The sequence below is a fragment of the Bacillus sp. USDA818B3_A genome, from assembly GCF_009928415.1.
GTDB lineage: Bacteria > Bacillota > Bacilli > Bacillales > Cytobacillaceae > Neobacillus.
In genome coordinates this window covers 1-18,637 of the sequence record NZ_JAABNN010000039.1, presented here as the reverse complement: position 1 = coordinate 18,637, position 18,637 = coordinate 1, and the positions used below count along the sequence as shown (strand labels likewise).

22 protein-coding genes are annotated in these 18,637 nt (G+C 39.6%); 8 read left to right on the top strand and 14 right to left on the bottom strand.

Annotation, left to right across the window (positions count from 1 at the left end; all coding sequences use genetic code 11):
• Window positions 1-193 precede the first annotated feature (193 nt).
• Window positions 194-868 carry a DUF421 domain-containing protein gene (locus tag GXK58_RS26245; RefSeq protein WP_160726121.1) on the bottom strand — a complete coding sequence of 225 codons (675 nt, stop codon included), beginning with the start codon at window positions 866-868 and terminating at the stop codon, window positions 194-196.
• A 242-nt stretch (window positions 869-1,110) separates the two neighbouring features.
• Here GXK58_RS26245 and GXK58_RS26240 point away from each other — a divergent pair, with 242 nt between their 5' ends.
• Window positions 1,111-1,254 carry a hypothetical protein gene (locus tag GXK58_RS26240; protein ID WP_160726120.1) on the top strand — a complete coding sequence of 48 codons (144 nt, stop codon included), beginning with the start codon at window positions 1,111-1,113 and terminating at the stop codon, window positions 1,252-1,254.
• A 100-nt stretch (window positions 1,255-1,354) separates the two neighbouring features.
• Here GXK58_RS26240 and GXK58_RS26235 read toward each other — a convergent pair whose 3' ends face one another.
• From GXK58_RS26235 to GXK58_RS26230, 3 genes are all read right to left on the bottom strand, one after another.
• Complete coding sequence (locus GXK58_RS26235; RefSeq protein ID WP_442862509.1) at window positions 1,355-2,848, bottom strand: GNAT family N-acetyltransferase; 1,494 nt, start codon at window positions 2,846-2,848, stop codon at window positions 1,355-1,357.
• 299 nt (window positions 2,849-3,147) lie between these two features.
• Entirely contained in the window at window positions 3,148-3,270 is a 123-nt protein-coding gene (locus tag GXK58_RS27625) for a hypothetical protein (protein WP_272928189.1), read from the bottom strand.
• Between the two features lie 186 nt (window positions 3,271-3,456).
• Entirely contained in the window at window positions 3,457-3,840 is a 384-nt protein-coding gene (locus GXK58_RS26230; protein ID WP_160726118.1) for a hypothetical protein, read from the bottom strand.
• A gap of 163 nt (window positions 3,841-4,003) precedes the next feature.
• Between GXK58_RS26230 and GXK58_RS26225 the strand changes: the two genes are divergently transcribed.
• A complete protein-coding gene (locus GXK58_RS26225) occupies window positions 4,004-4,756 on the top strand; it encodes an SAM-dependent methyltransferase (RefSeq protein WP_160726117.1) in 753 nt (250 codons plus the stop codon).
• 78 nt (window positions 4,757-4,834) lie between these two features.
• On the opposite strand, the gene GXK58_RS26220 is transcribed toward GXK58_RS26225, so the two are convergent.
• Entirely contained in the window at window positions 4,835-5,473 is a 639-nt protein-coding gene (locus GXK58_RS26220; protein WP_160726116.1) for a hypothetical protein, read from the bottom strand.
• Window positions 5,474-5,950: 477 nt separating this feature from the next.
• Here GXK58_RS26220 and GXK58_RS26215 point away from each other — a divergent pair, with 477 nt between their 5' ends.
• The 4 genes from GXK58_RS26215 to GXK58_RS26200 all read left to right on the top strand — a co-directional run bounded on the left by GXK58_RS26215 (window position 5,951) and on the right by GXK58_RS26200 (window position 8,631).
• A complete protein-coding gene (locus GXK58_RS26215) occupies window positions 5,951-6,541 on the top strand; it encodes a guanylate kinase (protein WP_160726115.1) in 591 nt (196 codons plus the stop codon).
• A gap of 144 nt (window positions 6,542-6,685) precedes the next feature.
• Window positions 6,686-7,111, top strand: a complete 426-nt coding sequence (locus tag GXK58_RS26210) for a MarR family winged helix-turn-helix transcriptional regulator (RefSeq protein WP_160726122.1) — start codon at window positions 6,686-6,688, stop codon at window positions 7,109-7,111.
• Between the two features lie 6 nt (window positions 7,112-7,117).
• On the top strand, window positions 7,118-8,317 hold the full coding sequence (locus GXK58_RS26205; protein WP_160726114.1) for an MFS transporter: 1,200 nt from the start codon (window positions 7,118-7,120) through the stop codon (window positions 8,315-8,317).
• 125 nt (window positions 8,318-8,442) lie between these two features.
• Window positions 8,443-8,631 carry a hypothetical protein gene (locus tag GXK58_RS26200; protein ID WP_160726113.1) on the top strand — a complete coding sequence of 63 codons (189 nt, stop codon included), beginning with the start codon at window positions 8,443-8,445 and terminating at the stop codon, window positions 8,629-8,631.
• 175 nt (window positions 8,632-8,806) lie between these two features.
• On the opposite strand, the gene GXK58_RS26195 is transcribed toward GXK58_RS26200, so the two are convergent.
• The 8 genes from GXK58_RS26195 to GXK58_RS26160 all read right to left on the bottom strand — a co-directional run bounded on the left by GXK58_RS26195 (window position 8,807) and on the right by GXK58_RS26160 (window position 16,172).
• Window positions 8,807-9,322 carry a response regulator gene (locus GXK58_RS26195; protein WP_160726112.1) on the bottom strand — a complete coding sequence of 172 codons (516 nt, stop codon included), beginning with the start codon at window positions 9,320-9,322 and terminating at the stop codon, window positions 8,807-8,809.
• Between the two features lie 126 nt (window positions 9,323-9,448).
• Window positions 9,449-10,480 carry a fatty acid desaturase gene (locus GXK58_RS26190; protein WP_160726111.1) on the bottom strand — a complete coding sequence of 344 codons (1,032 nt, stop codon included), beginning with the start codon at window positions 10,478-10,480 and terminating at the stop codon, window positions 9,449-9,451.
• Window positions 10,481-10,767: 287 nt separating this feature from the next.
• The gene (hxlB, locus tag GXK58_RS26185; protein WP_160726110.1) at window positions 10,768-11,313 is read right to left on the bottom strand and encodes a 6-phospho-3-hexuloisomerase; all 546 of its coding nucleotides are present in this window, start codon (window positions 11,311-11,313) and stop codon (window positions 10,768-10,770) included.
• Window positions 11,310-11,954, bottom strand: a complete 645-nt coding sequence (hxlA, locus tag GXK58_RS26180) for a 3-hexulose-6-phosphate synthase (RefSeq protein WP_160726109.1) — start codon at window positions 11,952-11,954, stop codon at window positions 11,310-11,312. The genes hxlB and hxlA overlap by 4 nt, the downstream gene beginning before the upstream one ends.
• 108 nt (window positions 11,955-12,062) lie before the next feature.
• Complete coding sequence (locus GXK58_RS26175) at window positions 12,063-13,040, bottom strand: LacI family DNA-binding transcriptional regulator (RefSeq protein ID WP_160726108.1); 978 nt, start codon at window positions 13,038-13,040, stop codon at window positions 12,063-12,065.
• Window positions 13,041-13,163: 123 nt separating this feature from the next.
• Complete coding sequence (locus GXK58_RS26170) at window positions 13,164-14,450, bottom strand: MFS transporter (protein WP_160726107.1); 1,287 nt, start codon at window positions 14,448-14,450, stop codon at window positions 13,164-13,166.
• A 1-nt stretch (window position 14,451) separates the two neighbouring features.
• Entirely contained in the window at window positions 14,452-15,411 is a 960-nt protein-coding gene (locus tag GXK58_RS26165; RefSeq protein WP_160726106.1) for a sugar kinase, read from the bottom strand.
• Window positions 15,399-16,172: a sugar phosphate isomerase/epimerase family protein gene (locus tag GXK58_RS26160; protein ID WP_160726105.1), complete on the bottom strand. Its 774-nt coding sequence runs from the start codon at window positions 16,170-16,172 to the stop codon at window positions 15,399-15,401. The genes GXK58_RS26165 and GXK58_RS26160 overlap by 13 nt, the downstream gene beginning before the upstream one ends.
• Before the next feature lie 173 nt (window positions 16,173-16,345).
• Here GXK58_RS26160 and GXK58_RS26155 point away from each other — a divergent pair, with 173 nt between their 5' ends.
• The gene (locus GXK58_RS26155; protein ID WP_160726104.1) at window positions 16,346-17,311 is read left to right on the top strand and encodes a LacI family DNA-binding transcriptional regulator; all 966 of its coding nucleotides are present in this window, start codon (window positions 16,346-16,348) and stop codon (window positions 17,309-17,311) included.
• 170 nt (window positions 17,312-17,481) lie between these two features.
• Window positions 17,482-18,177, top strand: coding sequence for a Cof-type HAD-IIB family hydrolase (locus GXK58_RS26150; protein WP_237389788.1), 696 nt, complete (start codon window positions 17,482-17,484; stop codon window positions 18,175-18,177).
• A 263-nt stretch (window positions 18,178-18,440) separates the two neighbouring features.
• Here GXK58_RS26150 and GXK58_RS27430 read toward each other — a convergent pair.
• Window positions 18,441-18,637, bottom strand: a 197-nt coding sequence (locus tag GXK58_RS27430) for a hypothetical protein (protein ID WP_237389787.1), incomplete at its 5' end; no start/stop codon positions are given.

Genomic DNA, 18,637 nt, shown 5'->3' with positions numbered 1-18,637 from the left:
CGCATTTACGAGTAGGAGCTAGTTTCGTTCATGATAACTCGGCGCTTTGCGCCTGTGGGGTCTCCCCTGCCCCGTACTCCCGCAGGAGTCATCGCCGCCTTCCACTCCAATCAACAGTGTTCTTTTACACAGTCTAAATTTTAATAAAATGGACTTTTTCAGTGCCCCTCATTTTGACGAGTTATTTTTTCTTTTAGTTATACTTTGATATATTTAATCCACGATTTTCTTCCCACTCTGCATATAATACCTCTTTATAATTGTTAATATTTTTTTGCGATAATTGCTTTTTTAGCCAATCCTCGTTAAACCCTGCCTCACTAAGATTTCGCTTAATCAATTTCCCATCCATTATGAAAGCAACTGGCAGATTGAATTTTTTTTCAGGTATCTTAAGGTCTTGTTTGGTAGGTGCCCCATATTTGTGTTTCGGAACGACGCTTATTTGTCCATCCCGCTCCAAGATGACATATTCCGCTTCGTATATAGAAAAATAACCTAGCTTCCTAAGCATCTGCTGTAATTGATTTAAATCTACATGGTTCTTCTTTAAATTTTTATAAAGAATTTCTCCTTTTTTTATTAATAGTGAAGGTTTACCTTCGAACATAACTCTCAGAGTGGTGTTCCTTTGAGTTAACCTTTCGACACAGTAGATAAGCAGCCCCCAAAGGACAATGGTATAGACAACTTCTGGGATATCAACCTTTTCATCAAATACGGCATCTCCTACGAAGTTCCCCATGACTAATCCAGTAATGAAATCAAAGGGGGTGATTTGCGAAAATTGAATCTTCCCTAAAAATTTCAATACAAGGAGAAGAGTCAGAAATCCTACAATTAATTCTAAAGTGATATCTATATACATTCATTTACTCTCCTATTAAAAACTCGTTATCTATATATTGTAACCATTCCCTAATAATTATTAATCCTAGTTATATAATTAGCCTTTTTAAAGTAATTCAGACTTTATCTTTGCCCAGTTAACTCCCCAATTTTCAGTATTATTTTGCTATTCCGTCATTTTTGTAACCGCTTTCATGTTTATGGATTTACAAGTATAATAGGAATGTAATTATTAATCACCTACAATGGAGGAATATGATCATGATTACTGATTTTTGGTTTGAACTAAAGAACTGGTTTTTTGGTGCACCATTGGATGTGGCTGCAGAATTCGAGCGCTTAGAATCACAACACACCAGAGTTCACCATGATGAGAATATTCACGAGATTATCCGTGTCCATTAAATACTAAACAAGCCTTTCATTCAAAAGGCTTGTTTTTTACTAGAGGATTTTACGTAAAAAGGAACCGTGTTTTTCCCCAGGATTTTTGGCTTCTTTTTAATTAGGATTCACCCATTAAATTTTTCCATTCTATGTGATACAAGTCGCGCCGGCGATCCTGTAATTGCCGGACAGATCCGGATTTTTGTGAACGTCTCAGCTTCTCGATATCGACGTCACCCACAACCACCGTATCTATATTTGCGTCACATTCCCCTACGATTCCGTCTCGGGCAAATTCAAAATCGGAAGGGCTGAATATACCTGATTGTGCATATTGGATATCCATGTTCTTCACATGGGTTAAGTTCCCCACTGTTCCAGCAATGCAGGTATAAATTTGATTCTCGATGGCCCGTGCCTGGGCACAGTACCGCACGCGTAAATAACCTTGGCGGTCGTCGGTACAGAATGGAACGAAGATGATATTCGCCCCCATATCGACCGCCATCCGGCCAAGTTCTGGGAACTCTATATCATAGCAAATAAGAATGGCTATTTTTCCACAATCCGTCTCAAAAACATTAAATTCGTTTCCTTCAGAAATCCCCCACCATTTTCGTTCATTCGGTGTGATATGGATCTTTGACTGCCTTTCAATCGTTCCGTCCCTCCGGAATAAGAAGGCCACATTATAGACATCACCATTCTCTTCCACAAAGTGAGAACCGCCAATAATATTAACGTTATAACGGACGGCAAGCTCGGTAAACAGCTCGATATATTGGTCCGTATAGGTTGCTAACAGCCGTACCGCTTGATCAGGCTTTTTCTCTTCAGAAAAAGACATAAGCTGTGTGGTGAAGATTTCGGGAAACACAGCAAAATCCGATCCGAAATCAGCGGCAACATTCACATAATATTCTACCTGACGCGTGAACTCCTCAAAGCTGTCAATTTTTTTCATCATATATTGGATGGAGCAGATTCTTACAGGATAGGCTGCCCGATATTCACGCTTTGACTTTGGATGGTAATCAATATTATTCCATTCCATCAGAGTTGCAAATGCAGCAGAGGCCTTGTCATCAGGCAAGTATCGCGAATTAATCCGTTTTATACTAAACCCCTGAAGGAGTTGGAAGGATAACACCGGATCATAGATACTGTGTTTTTCGACTGCATCCACATACTCACGGGCAGTCATTTTATCTCTGTATAAGTGATAGTTGGGAATCCTTCCTCCGATAATAATACTTTGCAGGTTTAACTGGCGGGCAAGCTCTTTGCGTGCCTCGTAAAGCCGATGCCCTAACTTCATCCGGCGGTATTCAGGATCGACCATGACCTCGATACCGTAAAGGTTAAATCCATAAGGATCATGGTTGGTGATATACCCATTGTCTGTTATGTTATTCCAGGTGTGCTGGTCCTTGTATTCATCAAAGTTTATAATCAGACTTGAGCATGAACCAACGATTTTGTCTTCGTATTCCACACAGAACTGGCCTTCAGGGAATATACGGATATGACTGCGCAGCTGCTCGCGTTTCCATGGTTCCATGTTAGGAAAGCAAACCTTACCTAACTCTATAATTGCATCAATATCTTCCATTCGTATGTTACGGATAATAATTTTCTTTTCATATTTGGATACATCTGTCTCTGTCACTTTCTCACACCCTTACGATACTCTTGTTTTTTATTTGTTATTTATATTTATAATGCCCATTATTATACTAAATTCCCGATTCTGCTCATTTTAAACAATATTATAGAAGGAGAAAACACTATGAGTGCACCGGAGATACCAGAAATATTGGTGGCGAATACTGGAGTTTATGAAAAATGAGTATTTTATAGGCAGGGTAAATAAAAAAGGACTTGGAGCAATTCCCCAAGTCCCTTTATAGATTAATTTTCTTGGGTGTTATGCCCCTTTACGCTTTCAGTAAGCTCGACAACGCCCCAATCCAAAACAACATTCTTCTTCCAGTTTTCAAACAATTTTGCGAGTGCAGACATCTTCTTTTTCATATCAAAACACTCCTTTCCTATCCAGATTTATATATAAATGAACGTTTTATAACAATTGTTTTGTTTTACTAATAAATGTTACGATAAAATTCACAATTCGTAAAATAACATGTCAGAATTGGTATCATAACTTTTAGTTATAATGGACAAAAAAAAGGATCCACTATGGCAGCTGGATCCAAGTCTTTATGATTTCTCTTTTGTTAAGGACAATTCCCTTATTTTATCTATCCAATCCTTAAAGCTCCCAAATTCGTCTGAGTCAAAACCAAAATGTTCTTTTATCATCTCGACAAATTCGCCTTCACGATCATGAAAAACGCCATCTGAGTAAATCAGTTGGAAAAGTTCCGTTAATACGATATTTTTCGATCGATCACTTTTAAAGGTATTTAGAATCTCCCCTAAAGCCATCCCTGTCGGTTTATAATTCTCTAGTTCTAATTCCTTCTGATATTTATTCAGGATTGAGGTTTCAAATATAGATAAATTTCCATCAATTGATGCAATCAAATTAGCAAGTTCAAGGAAAGCGGTTTTTTCCTCCGGCTGAAGTTCTGCTAAGAACATGGCTACATCTCCTTTTCCTCTTTCTTATATATACGAAAATATTTGGACTAGGTTTCAACTTTTTAAAAAATCGAAACAGATTAGTGCAAACGGCCTGTATTATAATAAATTGATATAATTATGATTAGTTTATGCAGTAATGCAGATAAAAGGAGATGAAAACTTGGATCGAAACAAATTTTCAGCGATTGCCCATCGCAATCATGCATTTGCAAATCCTATTAGTGAAGCAAAGCTCATGAAAATAATAGGAATGACTTCTCTAAAGCCAAACGATCAAGTAGTAGATATTGGTGCCGGAAAATGTGAACTGTTAATCCGGATGGTGGAAAATTATCGGGTAAAGGGTACAGCGATAGAATTGTTTGAAGGTGCCATTGAAGAGGCGAAACAAAGGGCAGACGGTAGAGCTTCAGCAGGCAGTATCGATTTTATTGTCGATGACGCTCGGGCTGCCGTTCAAAAACTAGAACCGGATAGCTTCCATTTAGGGCTCTGTATTGGGTCTACACATGCATTGGGCGGCTTAGAAGAGACACTAGGAACACTTAAGAAGCTTGTCAAAAAGAATGGTTATATCCTGGTTGGTGAAGGATATTGGAAACAGAAACCGAGTCCTGGCTATTTGGAGACGTTAGGCGGGGCTGATGAGTCAGAATGTAAAAGTCACGCTGATACCGTTAGGATTGGGGAAGGATTAGGCTTGATACCGCTTTGGTCCTATGTGGCGAGCGATGATGAGTGGGATGAGTATGAATGGCTATATTCTTCTTCTATAGAGAATTATTGCATGGAGCATCCGGAGGATCCAGATGTGGACGCAATGCTTGAGCGGATCCGAGCCTGGAGACGTACCTATTTGAGATGGGGACGGGATACGTTGGGATTTGGGCTATATTTGTACAGGAATGTGTAGGGATTTATTCTCTTTTCGGCGGTGTAAAGTTTTCTAGAAGACAAAAGGGCGGTGGAATACGTCCACCGCCCAAAAACACTATTCAGGAATGATAATTTCCCGCTTCCCATCACGGTTTGTTATCTCAACTACTTTATCCACAAACAAATAGGGGGTATCATAGCGGTCTTGCTTTTTAATTTCAACATAAGCATTGTTAGCCGTCAGTACTGGAAACACCGCATTCGTTTTCTTAAATAGATTTTGCGCAACCTCAACCTCTGCCATCAGGATGATTTGTTTATTGGATAGCGCAAAGTATAGTTTTCCAATCTCGCAGTCATCCTCGGTAATCCTCACTTGCTGCAGGATTGAAATCAGGCAGGCTACAAAATCATTTACCTGTTCATTGGATAGTGCATTTAAATCGGCAGCCGCTAATACTTTATTCAGTCCGTTCTTAATTTCTTTAAAAGAGAACACATCATCAATCCGGAAGGCGGATTTTGTTTTCCCAAGACTTTCAAACTTCTTTCTCGTATCAAGCAGGTACTGTTTAACTTCTCCTTGATGCATGTCACGAGTGAACACAAAATCAGTTAAACTCTGTATGCTGCGAATCTCTTTACTTTGATTACGAATTAATAGTAAAAAACCATAAAGATCCTTTTCATCAAAGGTGTTTCCTGTCAATTTTTCATAATAATAATGTAGTAATGATTGCTCTTTTTTATCCATTGTTGTCTCCTACTCATTTAATACCTAATCCATTGTACAATAAGGAAGCGCAAAACTACTACGATTTCAGCAAATATTCACAGCTCATTGCGGCCGCGCATGTTTTAATCCTTCACTGTAACTCTTCATAAGAAAAACTAATCGTAAACAATAAAAATTTATTACTTTTTTTTATTAAACATTCAGGTTATGATATTATAGAGAGAACTTATGCGTTCTTCCCAAAAACAAAGTCAGATAATCCCTATGCAGAATTAATAGAAAGTGGGCATTCTATATAGTAATGTTACTAGTACAATTTCTTTTATAGTAACTTGTACCGATGGGGATTGATAGATTTATTATCTGATCTACAAAAATCATCCAAAAAATCCATCTGTTCCCAACGAATATTTGCTATAATGATCATATCCCCATCTTGTCTGCATGAAATCCACTAGAATTTATTGTTCATTAAAACCTAAAGGAGGCCACGCTATGTATCAAATCAAAGGAAAAGAAAAAATATTTGTCTACACAGGTCCCGATGGCTCAGGACGAAAAACGATTGCAAAAATGGTTGCTACTGCGTTCGATATGGAAACTGTCATCTCCTACACCACTCGTTCCCCGCGTCACTATGAAAAAAATGGCGAAGACTACCACTTTATCAGCGATGAAACCTTCAAACAGATGGAATCAAATCAAGAATTTCTTGAAAGTGTTGAAATCGATGGCATTCATTATGGAATCCGTGAACAGGATATCGTTGATGCTTTTCAAAACCACGACTACGTGTATTTAACTCTAAATCCTGAGGGTACTGAGAAATTGAAGGAAATGTATGGTGAAAATGTTGTTCGTATCTTTATCTATGCTGACCGGGATACCGTTATCCAAAGACAACATGATAGGCAAGATTCTGATGAAGTAATTGAACGGCATATGAATCATTACGATGAAACTATGGGCTATAAAAATAAATGTGAATATGCATATGAAAATTATGATTCTCCGCAAGTTGCTTATCAAATTAGTGAATTAATTGAATCCTTTTTAGATCGAAATCTTGAAGTAACTGATTATTAATAAGAAATACCAAAGGCAAATCGTGTCCGACACGGTTTGCCTTTTTTCATTCGATAACTGGACAAGAAAGACTTAATTTGATATAGTTACCTAAGATAACTATTACCGTAGGTAACTAATATTTTAAAATAAGAGGTGTCTGCAATTAAAACTTCTCAAAAATTCTTTCATCAATTTCTCATGCTCTACCGCCCTTTTGAAAACAGACTAAATATCCATCTTGCCGAACATCAACTATATAGAGCGCAATGGTCGATTTTATATCACTTAGAAAACATTGGACCGTCCACACTTGTAGAGCTTTCAAATTATATGAGCGTTGAAAAGCCGACCGTTACGAGAACAATCAATCGGTTAGAGGAACTGGGTTATGTGGAGCATATACCCGGCAAGGACAAACGTGAAAAAAGAATGCAGCTTTCTGAATCTGGCAAACAAGTTTATCAAGATGTTCGTGTAACCATTGATCGGTACGAACAAGAAATTTTAGAGGGGATTACGGAGCAGGAGCAAATTGAAGCGATCCGTATCATGGAGGAAATACGTAAAAACATTACAGTAAGGGGTTAATAACAAATGGATTCATCAAGATTATGGACAAAAGATTTTATCATTGTTTCAGGGATTAATTTTTTAATTAACCTTGTCTTTTATCTATTAATTGTCATCATCGGGGAGTATACAGTTGACCAATTTCATGCCTCGACAAGCCAGGCTGGTCTCGTGACCGGGATCTTTATCATCGGATCCTTAATCGGCCGGCTTTTTACAGGCCGGTTTATTGAGCAGATTGGCCGCAGAAGAACGTTATTTATTGGTCTGGTCTTCTTTATCGTAACGACCATGCTTTATCTCATCAGTACAAATTTAGGACTAATGCTGACGACCCGATTATTACACGGTATCGCTGCGGGAATTGTTGGGACAGCTACCGGTACGGTTGCGGCGCAAATTATTCCGGCCCCACGAAAAGCCGAGGGAATTGGATACTTTAGTATGAGTACCACGCTCGCCACCGCGGTTGGACCGTTCATTGGTCTTTATATGACACAGCATACTACGTTTCATGCCATTTTTATTTTTTCAGTGATTTTAGGAATCATTAGTTTCGTTACCTCATTGTTTGTCTATGTACCTGCTGTTACAGTTACTTCGAAACAACCTGAGAAAATGGAAGGTTTCAACCTTTCCAATTTTATTGAGCCGAAAGCTATTCCAATTGCTGTTATCACACTTGTCATCTCTTTTTGTTATTCGAGTGTTCTTTCGTTTATTAAATTTTACGCAAATGAAATTAACTTAGTTAGTGCGGCAAGCTTTTTCTTTCTGATTTATTCTATCGCCGTGTTATTGTCACGCCCTTTTACTGGCCGCTTAATGGATACAAGAGGCGCGAACTATATTATGTATCCAGGCTTTTTCATTTTAGCGGGAGGGATGTTGTTGCTAAGTTCTGTAAGCACAGGGCTGATGTTACTTGTATCCGGTGCCCTTATTGGTCTTGGCTTCGGTAATATGCAGTCGAGTACCCAGGCTATCGCGGTAAAATTAACGCCGGCCCATCGAATGGGGTTAGCCACTTCCACCTTCTTTATTGCTCTTGATGCTGGATTAGGTTTTGGACCCTATATCCTTGGATTTATCATCCCAGTGATGGGTTATAGATCGTTATATGTGATCTTAGGGTTAGTTGTTCTCGTATCGACTGTCCTTTATTACTTTTTGCATGGCAAGAAAGAACGAGGTATTAGAGCCAATCTCAATACAGCAGCATAAACTATAAGAGGCGAATGCATCGCCTCTTATTTTTATTATTCTATCCCTGTATTCATGACTTGCATAAGATCTGCTTGCGGAAAATATGATTAAATAATCATCCTAAACCTAAGGGGCTGTTACAAATGGCAATTGTTAATAAGATCGCGTTGTTTTTTGTTATTTTGTACTCTGTTATCATTTTGATAAATACTTATATAGGAGAGAGTGAACGTCTTCAATCAAATGTCGTGGTTTTTTTAATGAATGGTTTTGCTTATATTGTGTCGGCCTTGGAAGTGGAAAAAGAGAGGCAAATTGTTTTGGAAAACTGATTTTATTAATCAAACGTTTGATTAATTTTGTGAAAATTTTAATCAATCGTTTGATTAGATTTTTCACTCTCTTGATTTTTCAAGGAGTGGCAGTTTTTTAATTAAACGATTGATTAGTTTCTTTTGAAAAAAAAGCGCTTGTCACTTTTTCAGGTGACAAGCGCTTTTTTTTATATTAACCAGTCGGGAGCTTTATTTTTTCCCGTAACGTCGAAAGATATTTTCTTACCATTCCTAAAATCGGCTTATCTGGTGATGATATTTTAGTTACCAGCTTTTCTTGGTCTATTGCATTGAACTCTTCGTCCATAAGTTCTTGTGAATATATGCGCCTGCCTGCGATAATACTGCGGATTGAATTAGCTAACTCTTCGCTCGGACTATCTTTTAACAAATAGCCGCTAATATCCGCCTGCAATGCCCGCTTCCAGTAACCTTTTCTAGCAAAGGTAGTTAGTATAATTACCTTACAATCCAGCGGTTTTAGGATTTCTGCAGCCTCTAATCCACTCTTAATCGGCATCTCGATATCCATAAGGCAGACATCCGGCTTTAAACGGCGGACTAATGTAATAGCCTCTTCTCCATTCTCCGCAAGTCCAACTACTTTCATATCCTCTTCCAAATTGAGGAGAGTGCCAATCGCCGCTAACAGCATTCCCTGATCTTCCGCTATCACAATCCGAATCACATATGTTCTCTCCTTATTTGGCAGGTATAAGAAATCTGTAAGCCCACTAAGTTATATTAGAGCCTGCAACTTCTTATAAATCCTGTTTGACAGCCGCTCCTCATCGTTGAGAGGAATCAGTTTTATTTATAATTCAGGTTTTGCCTGAACAGAAATCCTCTTTTTCTGGGCAGTTTTTATCTCTTTAAAGGTGATAAAATTCTTCGCTTTTTCATCCCAGAGACGGAAGCGCAATGAGCGAAGACTCGTTGCCAGCGTAATGGTTGGGACATGTTGTAACGGCGCTGCAGTTGTGTGTGCCTCTTCTAATTTATAATTAGGAACCCTTGGACTTAAGTGGTGTACGTGGTGAAATCCAATATTACCAGTCAGCCACTGTAAGACTTTAGGCAGCTTGTAGAAGGAGCTTCCTTCTACTGCAGCTAACACATATTCCCACTCTTTGTCATGCTCAAAATAGGAGTCTTCAAATGTGTGCTGTACGTAGAACAGCCAAATTCCTGCTGCTCCGGAAATCATGAAAATCGAACCTTGCACTAGCAAAAACTCCTGCCAGCCGACCGCCCAACAAAGCAAGGCCACCAAGGCAACGATGATAATATTTGTTAAATACGTATTGTTACGTTCTTTTACCCTTGCACCTTTACGGTTAAATCTATTTTTTAAAAGGAATACATAAATAGGACCTATTCCAAACATGACGACAGGATTACGATAGAACCTGTAAGCTAAGCGGGTTCGGATCGGTGAAGCCAAATATTCATCAACTGTCAGCGTCCAAATATCTCCTGTACCACGCTTATCTAAGTTACCGCTTGTTGCATGGTGTACTGAGTGGTCATGTCCCCATTGATCAAAGGGATGTAAAGTAAGGACACCCATACAAGTTCCTAGGATACGGTTTGCACGACGGCTCTTGAAAAAGGAAAAGTGGGTACAATCATGGAAAATGATAAAAATCCTTGTTAAAAAGCCTGCCGCAATTATTATCGGAACTAAAGCTAACCAATACGAAACTGAAAGGCTGACGTAAGCAAGATACCAAAGTACAATAAACGGGACAACAGTATTAAAAACTTGCGTAATACTTTCTTTAATTGATGACTTTTCAAACGGAGCAACTTGTTTCTTTAAATTCTTCGTATCATGTAAGGCCATATTAGTTAAATTCCCTTCCTTCTAAGTCTTTAAAGAAATTATAGAGGAAGGAATAAGTACATGTTAGTAGCAGGTGTCATATGACAACCATGATAAATGTCATATTTAAGTTGGAAATGTCGTAAATGGTGACAGGCACCGTTGATATGACGCGATTTCTGGAGATGGTATTGGAATAAATTACATAATAATTTTTAATAACTTTTTATTGACTCTACTTCAATTTAGGTAAAATGCAAAAAAGGCTGAATCAAAGTCACCTTAGATTCAGCAAAAAAAACATATATCTACTCTAAGTTGCTATGACGGGCGAAGGCATCTTGATTGCTTACGCTGCTTAGCTCGCTGTATTGCAGGCAGATGGTGTCAAATAGCAGGTGCACGCATTGGTCGAATAACGAACCAAGCGGCTGGATGGTTTTCAGTTCGTTTTCACGACGGTATTTGGTTGCTGCCGGTACGTGTAAAATACTAGTAGAAGCGGCAGCCAATGGAGATTCAGGATTGGTGGTAACCCCAATGACTTCACAGCCAAGTGATTGTGTCTTTTCCGCTGTCCAAACGACGCTTTTTGTCGTTCCAGACCCTGATACTGCCACCAATAGATCTCCCTCACCAATCGATGGTGTAATGGTTTCCCCCACTACATACACCGTTGCGCCCAAATGCATCAGCCGCATGGCAAAGGATTTAGCCATCAGCCCTGACCGGCCTTCACCGATAATAAAAATACGCGCTGCCCGCTCTAGCTTACCAGCCAGCTCCTGAAGTTGTCCCTCCTCTACTTGGCTTAATACCGTCTCAACTTCCTTTAAAATAGTAGGTACGATCATACTAATTTCTCCTCCTGAACACAAATTTGTTTAAATTTAGCCGCAGCTTCTGCCGGGTTATCGGCCTTTGTAATGGCAGAACCAATAATAGCAACTGCCGGGTTCAACTTTTCTCTTAGTTTACCAATTGAATCTAGCGAAATACCGCCGGCTGCTGCGACCTGAATGGCAGGGTCATCGAATAGCGGCTCCCTCTTGGTTCCCTGATTCTGTGAGCCCGCTTCCTCCTGTTCATCCTTACTAACATGATCGCAAAAGATAGCGTCTTTGTATTTCATTAATGCCTGTTTTTGTGCAGCAGAAGTATTTAGTAAATCGATCATCACTTGCCTATTGTACCTGTTCGCCACTTCCATGCAGGCATCAATTGTAACAAGCGGCGACACGCCCATAACAGTGGCCACATCTGCCCCTGCATCAAAACACATTTCAAATTCATACCGTGCATTATCGATGGTTTTAATGTCAGCGACTACAGTTTTCGATGGAAAGGCATTTTTTATTTCTTTCACACTCAATACACCGAATTCTTTAATTAACGATGTTCCGACCTCAATCCAATCAACCGAATCCTCCACCTTCTTCGCCAGATCTATTGCCTCTTCAATTTCCATCCGGTCCAAAGCTATTTGTATTTTCATCGTTAGAAGCTCCTCTCCCCAAATAGTAAAACGGTTTACTAAACCGATTTATTAAAAGTATACGACATAATCACACCATTGGATAGAGAGGATTAGCCAACATCCCCTCTACATCCACTTGCTAGGAAAAACAAACTCCTCTGGTGCCATGTCAGTTTTTTTTATTTGTTCAAATAATAATTCAGCTGCCTTAGTTCCCATTTCTGTCGCAGGTTGAACTATAAAATGAAATGGTGTCTCGACCACTTCTGCAAACGGGATATTATCGAAGACCACCAACTCAATCTCTTCACCGGCCTTAATCCCTTTTTCTTTCAGGTACTTTACAACCTCTAGGAATACACGGTCATTTCCTGCAAAAATAGCAGTAGGCCTTTCCTCTAATGAAAATAACTTGTCCAGCTTACTGCGCATCCCTGGAATATCTGATTCAATCACAAAATCCGGATAGATTTCTAGGACCGCATCCCGCAGTGCCTGTTGATACCCCTCAAACCGTTCTATACGGGTACTCACTTTCAAAGGCTGAACAGCAAATGCGATCCGCTTGTGGCCATTTTCTATAAATTGCTGAATCGCTCGATAAGTAGACTCACGATTATCAGTCACAATCGAGAAGACCGGAAGATTCACAGCTTTTCTATCCACAAACACAACAGGATAACCTTGTTTTATCATACTTTCATATAATTCATTATTTTGTCCTGTCGGAAAAATAATCAAGCCATCTACTTGTTTGGCCCGGAGCATTTCAATATACTTCTTTTCCTTTTCCGGATCATCATCAGCATTACAAACAATCGCATGCAGATCGTGCTGATGACAAAAATCCTCAATCGCCCGGCTTACTTCGGTTGAAAAATAATGCATTATATTGGCCACAATGATCCCCACCATCGAAGTTCTTTTTTGCTTTAAACTTCGGGCAATATAGTTCGGCTGATAACCTAAAGCTTCAATTGCCTCTTCAATCTTTTGTTTTGTTTTTCCACTCATATATTCAAAACGATTGTTTAAAAATTGTGAAACGGTACTTTTAGAAACACCTGCAGCTTTTGCAACATCTGCCATCGTCACTTTTTCCATATAGTCTTCCTCTTTCATTCACTGTCGATGACTCCATTTTAGCCGCAAAGCAAGAAACTTTCCAGTTAATAAAATGAAAGAGGGAGACAGTTTACCACACCCTGTCACCCCTCTTCTCTTTCATTAAGCTGTGACTTTAATTTCAGCTGACTTGCTGCCACTGTCCTTTTTTGCAGCGCTTACCGCCCAAATGGTTAATAGTGCAGATAGGAACAGCGATCCTGCCATAAAGATGTAAGATGCACCAAATCCACCTGTAGCCCCATTTAAATAACCTACAATGTAAGATCCAACGAATGATCCTAACGCACCCATACTATTAATAAGGGCCATTGCACCGCCAGCTACATTACGAGGCAGTATCTCAGGAATTATCGCAAAGAACGGTCCATATGGTGCATACATCGCGCCGCCGGCAATGATTAAAAGGATGAAGGAAATCCAAAAATGACTGCTTCCAAGTGCGTATGATGCATAAAAGGCAATCGCACCAATTAATAGGAATGGCCAAACAAAACCACTGCGATTTAACGTCTTATCAGAAAAATAGGAAGCGGCTAACATTAAGACTACTGCTAAAATATACGGCACAGATGATAACCAGCCTGTTGTAACAATATCCATATTAGGTGCAGCCTTGATAATGGATGGAAGCCACATCACGAAACCATATACCCCGATGCTCCATAGGAAGTATTGAGCACTTAATAAAATGACTGGTTTAGATCTAAAGGCTTCGCCATAGTTTTTAACCGCTTTCAATCCTTCTTGCTCTTTTTCTAATTGCAGTTCAAATTCACGTTTTTCTTCTTCTGTTAACCATTTTGCCTCTCGTGGTTTATCATCAACAATTTTCCACCAAATAAATGCCCAAATAACCGCAGGTAAACCTTCAATAATAAACATCCATCTCCAGCCTACAGAGTTGAGCAGGTAACCGGAAACAATAGACATCCATAAAACAGTGGCAGGGTTCCCTAAAATCAAAAATGTATTTGCACGAGAACGTTCTGCTTTTGTAAACCAATGACTCAAGAATACTAACATCGCAGGCATAACTGCACTTTCAACTACCCCAAGCGCAAACCGGATCACGAATAGCAAGTTAATGTTGGTAATCAAACCTGTTGCTGAGGCCAACCCGCCCCATAAAATTAATGACCAGAAAATCAGTTTCTTCGCACTCTTCTTTTCTGCATAGCTTGCACCTGGCACTTGGAAAAAGAAATAACCTAAGAAAAATAGCGAACCAAGTAATGAGGAAGTACCGGGTGTAATATGCAGATCCTCTGCTAATCCTGCTGCAGCTCCAAATCCATAGTTGGCACGATCCAGATATGCAAGACTGTAAGTGATAAACGCAATCGGAATTAAGCGCAGCCATCTTTGTTTTGCAATTGTTTGTTTCATCCTATTTCACTCCCTGCAGATTTTTTTCAATATAGGCAAGTAATTGATCTTTAGCTGGATATCCGTCATTGTCTCCAGGTGCTTGGACCGCAAGCGAACCAATCGCATTCCCTCTTATAACCGCCTCTTTAATCGGAAGGCCTTCTAGTAACCCACTGATGATTCCAACCGCAAAACCATCGCCGGCACCCACGGTATCAACTATTTTTTCAACCTTAAAGCCGGGAACGGTACCTTCGGCTGAGGCCGATTTATAAAATGCACCAGCTTCACCAAGCTTAATCACCACAAGCTTAACACCTTGATCTAGATAAAAAGATGCAATGTCACCTGGATCTTTGTAACCTGTTAAAATTTCACCCTCAACAATTCCTGGTAATACATAATCAGCCTGGAATGCTGCTTCATTTATATATTTAATCATTTCTTCTTGTGAGTTCCAAAGACTTGGGCGCAAATTCGTATCAAAGGAAACCGTTCGGCCATGTTTTTTCATAAATGCTAAAGCATGGTTTGCAAAGTCTCTTGCCTCTTCCGAAAGGGCTAATGGAATTCCAGTCATGTGCATGTGCTTTGCGGCTAAAAAATACTCTTCTTTAAAATCAGCCACATGTAAGTGGCTTGCTGCCGAGCCTTTTCTAAAATATTGAACCTCGGGATCCCCTTTGTCTACTTTCGATTTTAATTGGAAGCCTGTTGGATATTTCTCATCGGTCCAAACATGATTGATGTTGACGTTTTCATTTTTCAGTTTTTCTAAAATAAATTTTCCAAAGGCATCACTCCCAAGTTTGCTTGCCCATCCTGCGGTAAGACCGAGTCTCGCCAGGCCTATGGCCACATTTGTTTCAGCACCTGCAAGTTCGCGAGTAAACTCACTGACTTCATGTAAAGGACCCGGTTGATTAGCAATAAACATTGTCATTGCTTCCCCAAAAGTTACTACATCTAGCGGCTGCATGTTATTGCCCCCTCTCTTTCTTTCTCCAAATCCATTATCATTTGAATATAGTCTTTCGTTTTCACTTTTGGCCTAATTGGAAACTCAAGCGCTTTTACGATATCGGCAGGAAAATGACCCATTACCTTTTTCCAACTATGTTCTCCTTCAGGCTGTAACGGGACTGTTTCAAGTTCATCAGTTACTTGTTTTAAATGTATATAGATCACATGGGGAGCCAAACTTTCCAGCGCTTCTTCTACATCCTGCCCTGTATAAAACCAGTTTCCTGCATCAAATGTCATTTTAACCGGCACTTCATATTCTGTAACGCTTTCAAAAAATGCCAGTAAATGTTTAACATTTCCTCCATATGGTGTTTGGTCGTTTTCTATCAGTAGTTGCTTGTCCTGGTGCTGACTCAACATCTTTTTGAGTTCCACAAAATTTGATTGGTTCTTCTTGAAATGGCCCAATGATACCTTTACCCATTTGGCACCAAGAAAGACTGCTTCTTGAAAAATCTCACTTAATTGCTCTTTGTTTAACTGGCCATCCTCCTTCCAGCATTCAATCGGAGCAGAATAAACAGTGAACAGGTCATATTGATCGATTTCACTCTTTATCTTTTCGATCTGCCCATTTTCTGCCGGTAATAATTCGCGGCGGATTTCAATTCCATAAGCCCCAGAGTCAGCTATCAGTTTGACAAATGATTCTTGACCGTTTGTTGTTACCTCAACGTTGTCATAAGCATTTAATGGGATAATCACGTTTCTCATAACAAAGATCCTCTCTAGATTACATTATCTAAAACGTTTTAGTAAATCGGTTTAGTAAATCGATTTATCATTATTATAAACTCGATGTAAGCGTTTTTGCAACCATTATTTTTTAAAAAACTTTATCTCTTGTATATAATCGTAGTAACTAAGTGTTAAAAACGGGTGATTAAATGACAAACATTAGGGATTTAGCAAAAATAGCGGGTGTTTCGGTGACCACTGTTTCAAGGGTTCTAAATAACCATCCATATGTAAGCGAGGAAAAGCGGCATAAGGTACTGGCGGCAATTAAAGAGAGCAATTATCAGCCAAATATTAATGCGGTCCATTTAAGTGTGGGAAAGACCTTTCTGATTGGTGTGGTCGTTCCATTCATTGACCATCCTTACTTTTCTCTTCTTTTAAAAGGGATCGCAGTCGAAGCATTAGAACACAATTATAAGCTGGTCCTATTTCAGACCAATTACGAAGAGGCAAAGGAACTTGAGGCCCTGCAGATGTTAAAGCAAAAACAGATTGATGCCCTCATTATTTGTTCAAGGATTTCCCGCTGGCCCGTAATTGAGGAGTATTTAGCTTACGGCAGGATTGTTTTATGCGAGGATACCCGCGGTAGGCAGGTCTCCTCTGTGTTTGTCGACCACTATCAAGGGTTCATGACGGCTCTTGAATATCTATACGAGAACGGCCATCGTAAAATAGGCTATTGCATCTACCGCCGCTCCGGTACAAATAGCATGAACAGGGCGTTAGCCTACAAAGATTTTATTAAAAAATACCAGCTTCCCTACAATCCTGAATATATACTTGATCAATGTCTTCAGTTCGAGGATGGGGAAAAAGTAGTCGGCCAATTAAAACAATTGTCTGATCCTCCCTCAGCTTTGCTTGTATCAAGTGATGAGGTCGCAGCTGGGATTGTTACAAGTACACAAAATCACAATATCATCATACCCAAGGATCTGGCCATTATCGGTTTCAATAATCAGCCAATCGCCCAAATGATGAAAATTACGACCATCGAAATCCCGTTAATGGAGATTGGCAGGAAACTTTTTCTTCAAGGGATTAACCATAGTCAAGAAATTCATTACCAACAAGTTTCTGTGACTTTAATAGAACGTGAAACGGTATGATTATGAAGGACTTTCCCTTTTTAGGCAAAGTTCTTTTTTTTATAAAAAAACTTGACCTGAAACGCGTTTCATAAAATATCCTTTAACTGCAAGACATACAGCCCCTTCGGCGTGATCAGGATGTCTCCTGAGCGTTACGAAGGGATTGTATGATAGCGGAGGTGTAGTGTATGGAAAAACCAATTGTATTTTTTGATATTGATGGAACATTATTAGATGAAAATAAAGTCATACCTGAGTCTACCAGGTTGGCAGTCCGCCGCCTTCAGGAAAAAGGAATCCAAACCGTAATTTCTACTGGCCGTGTTCCAAAAATGTTCTATTGGATTCAAAAGGAACTTAATATTGATTCTTATGTTTCCATGAATGGACAATATGTAGTATATGAAGGGAAAGAGATTTACTCCAATCCAATTGACCCAAGTATACTGAAATCAATGTCAGATATGTCGATTATCAACGGTGATGCGTTGGCCTATTGTAGTCATATGGATTATAAAGTAAGTGAGAGGAACCATCCGTTTATTGAAGAAAGCTTTGATTCATTGCTGCTGCCCTATCCTGAGGTGGATAAGGAGTATTATAGACAGTTGTCGATTTTTCAAGGTCATTTATATTGTGACCCTAAAAATGCCCAACAGTATTTGAACAGCTTCCCTGAGTTTAGTTTTGTAAAATGGCACGATGTGGCCTACGACATTTTACCGCGTGGTGCTTCAAAAGCAATCGGGATTCTTAAGCTGCTTGATGCCTTGGATATAAAGAAAGAAGATGCTTACGCGTTTGGGGATGGATTAAATGATATAGAGATGTTAATGACGGTTGGAACAGGAGTTGCGATGGGGAATGCCGTCCCAGAGGCTTAAGCGGCAGCCGATGTCGTTACGACTTCTTCATCGGAAGATGGAATTCTTAATGGTCTGATCCAAATTGGCCTTTTGGAGCGAGCGGTTTAATCGTGAGATGTGGAGCGGACAGTGATAACGACTGTTCATTTTTTTGTATCAGCTTTCTGCTAATCTGGTATTGATCGGGTGAGCTATATGAGCTGTTTTCCTTCATGCGGACTGGGCCGGCTTACTTCCTTCTCTTTTTGTCCTCATGGACGCTTCATGTGGACTGGGCTGGCTTATTTCTTTCTCTTTGTGTCCTCATAGACGCTTCTTGCGGACTGGGCCGGCTTATTTCTTTCTATATTGTCCTCATAGAGCAGCAGCTTTTTTCCAAACATAAAAAAAACCTGATTCCCCTTTGGAAACCAGACTTTTTTGATGGGCCTAAATGGACTCGAACCATCGACCTCACGCTTATCAGGCGTGCGCTCTA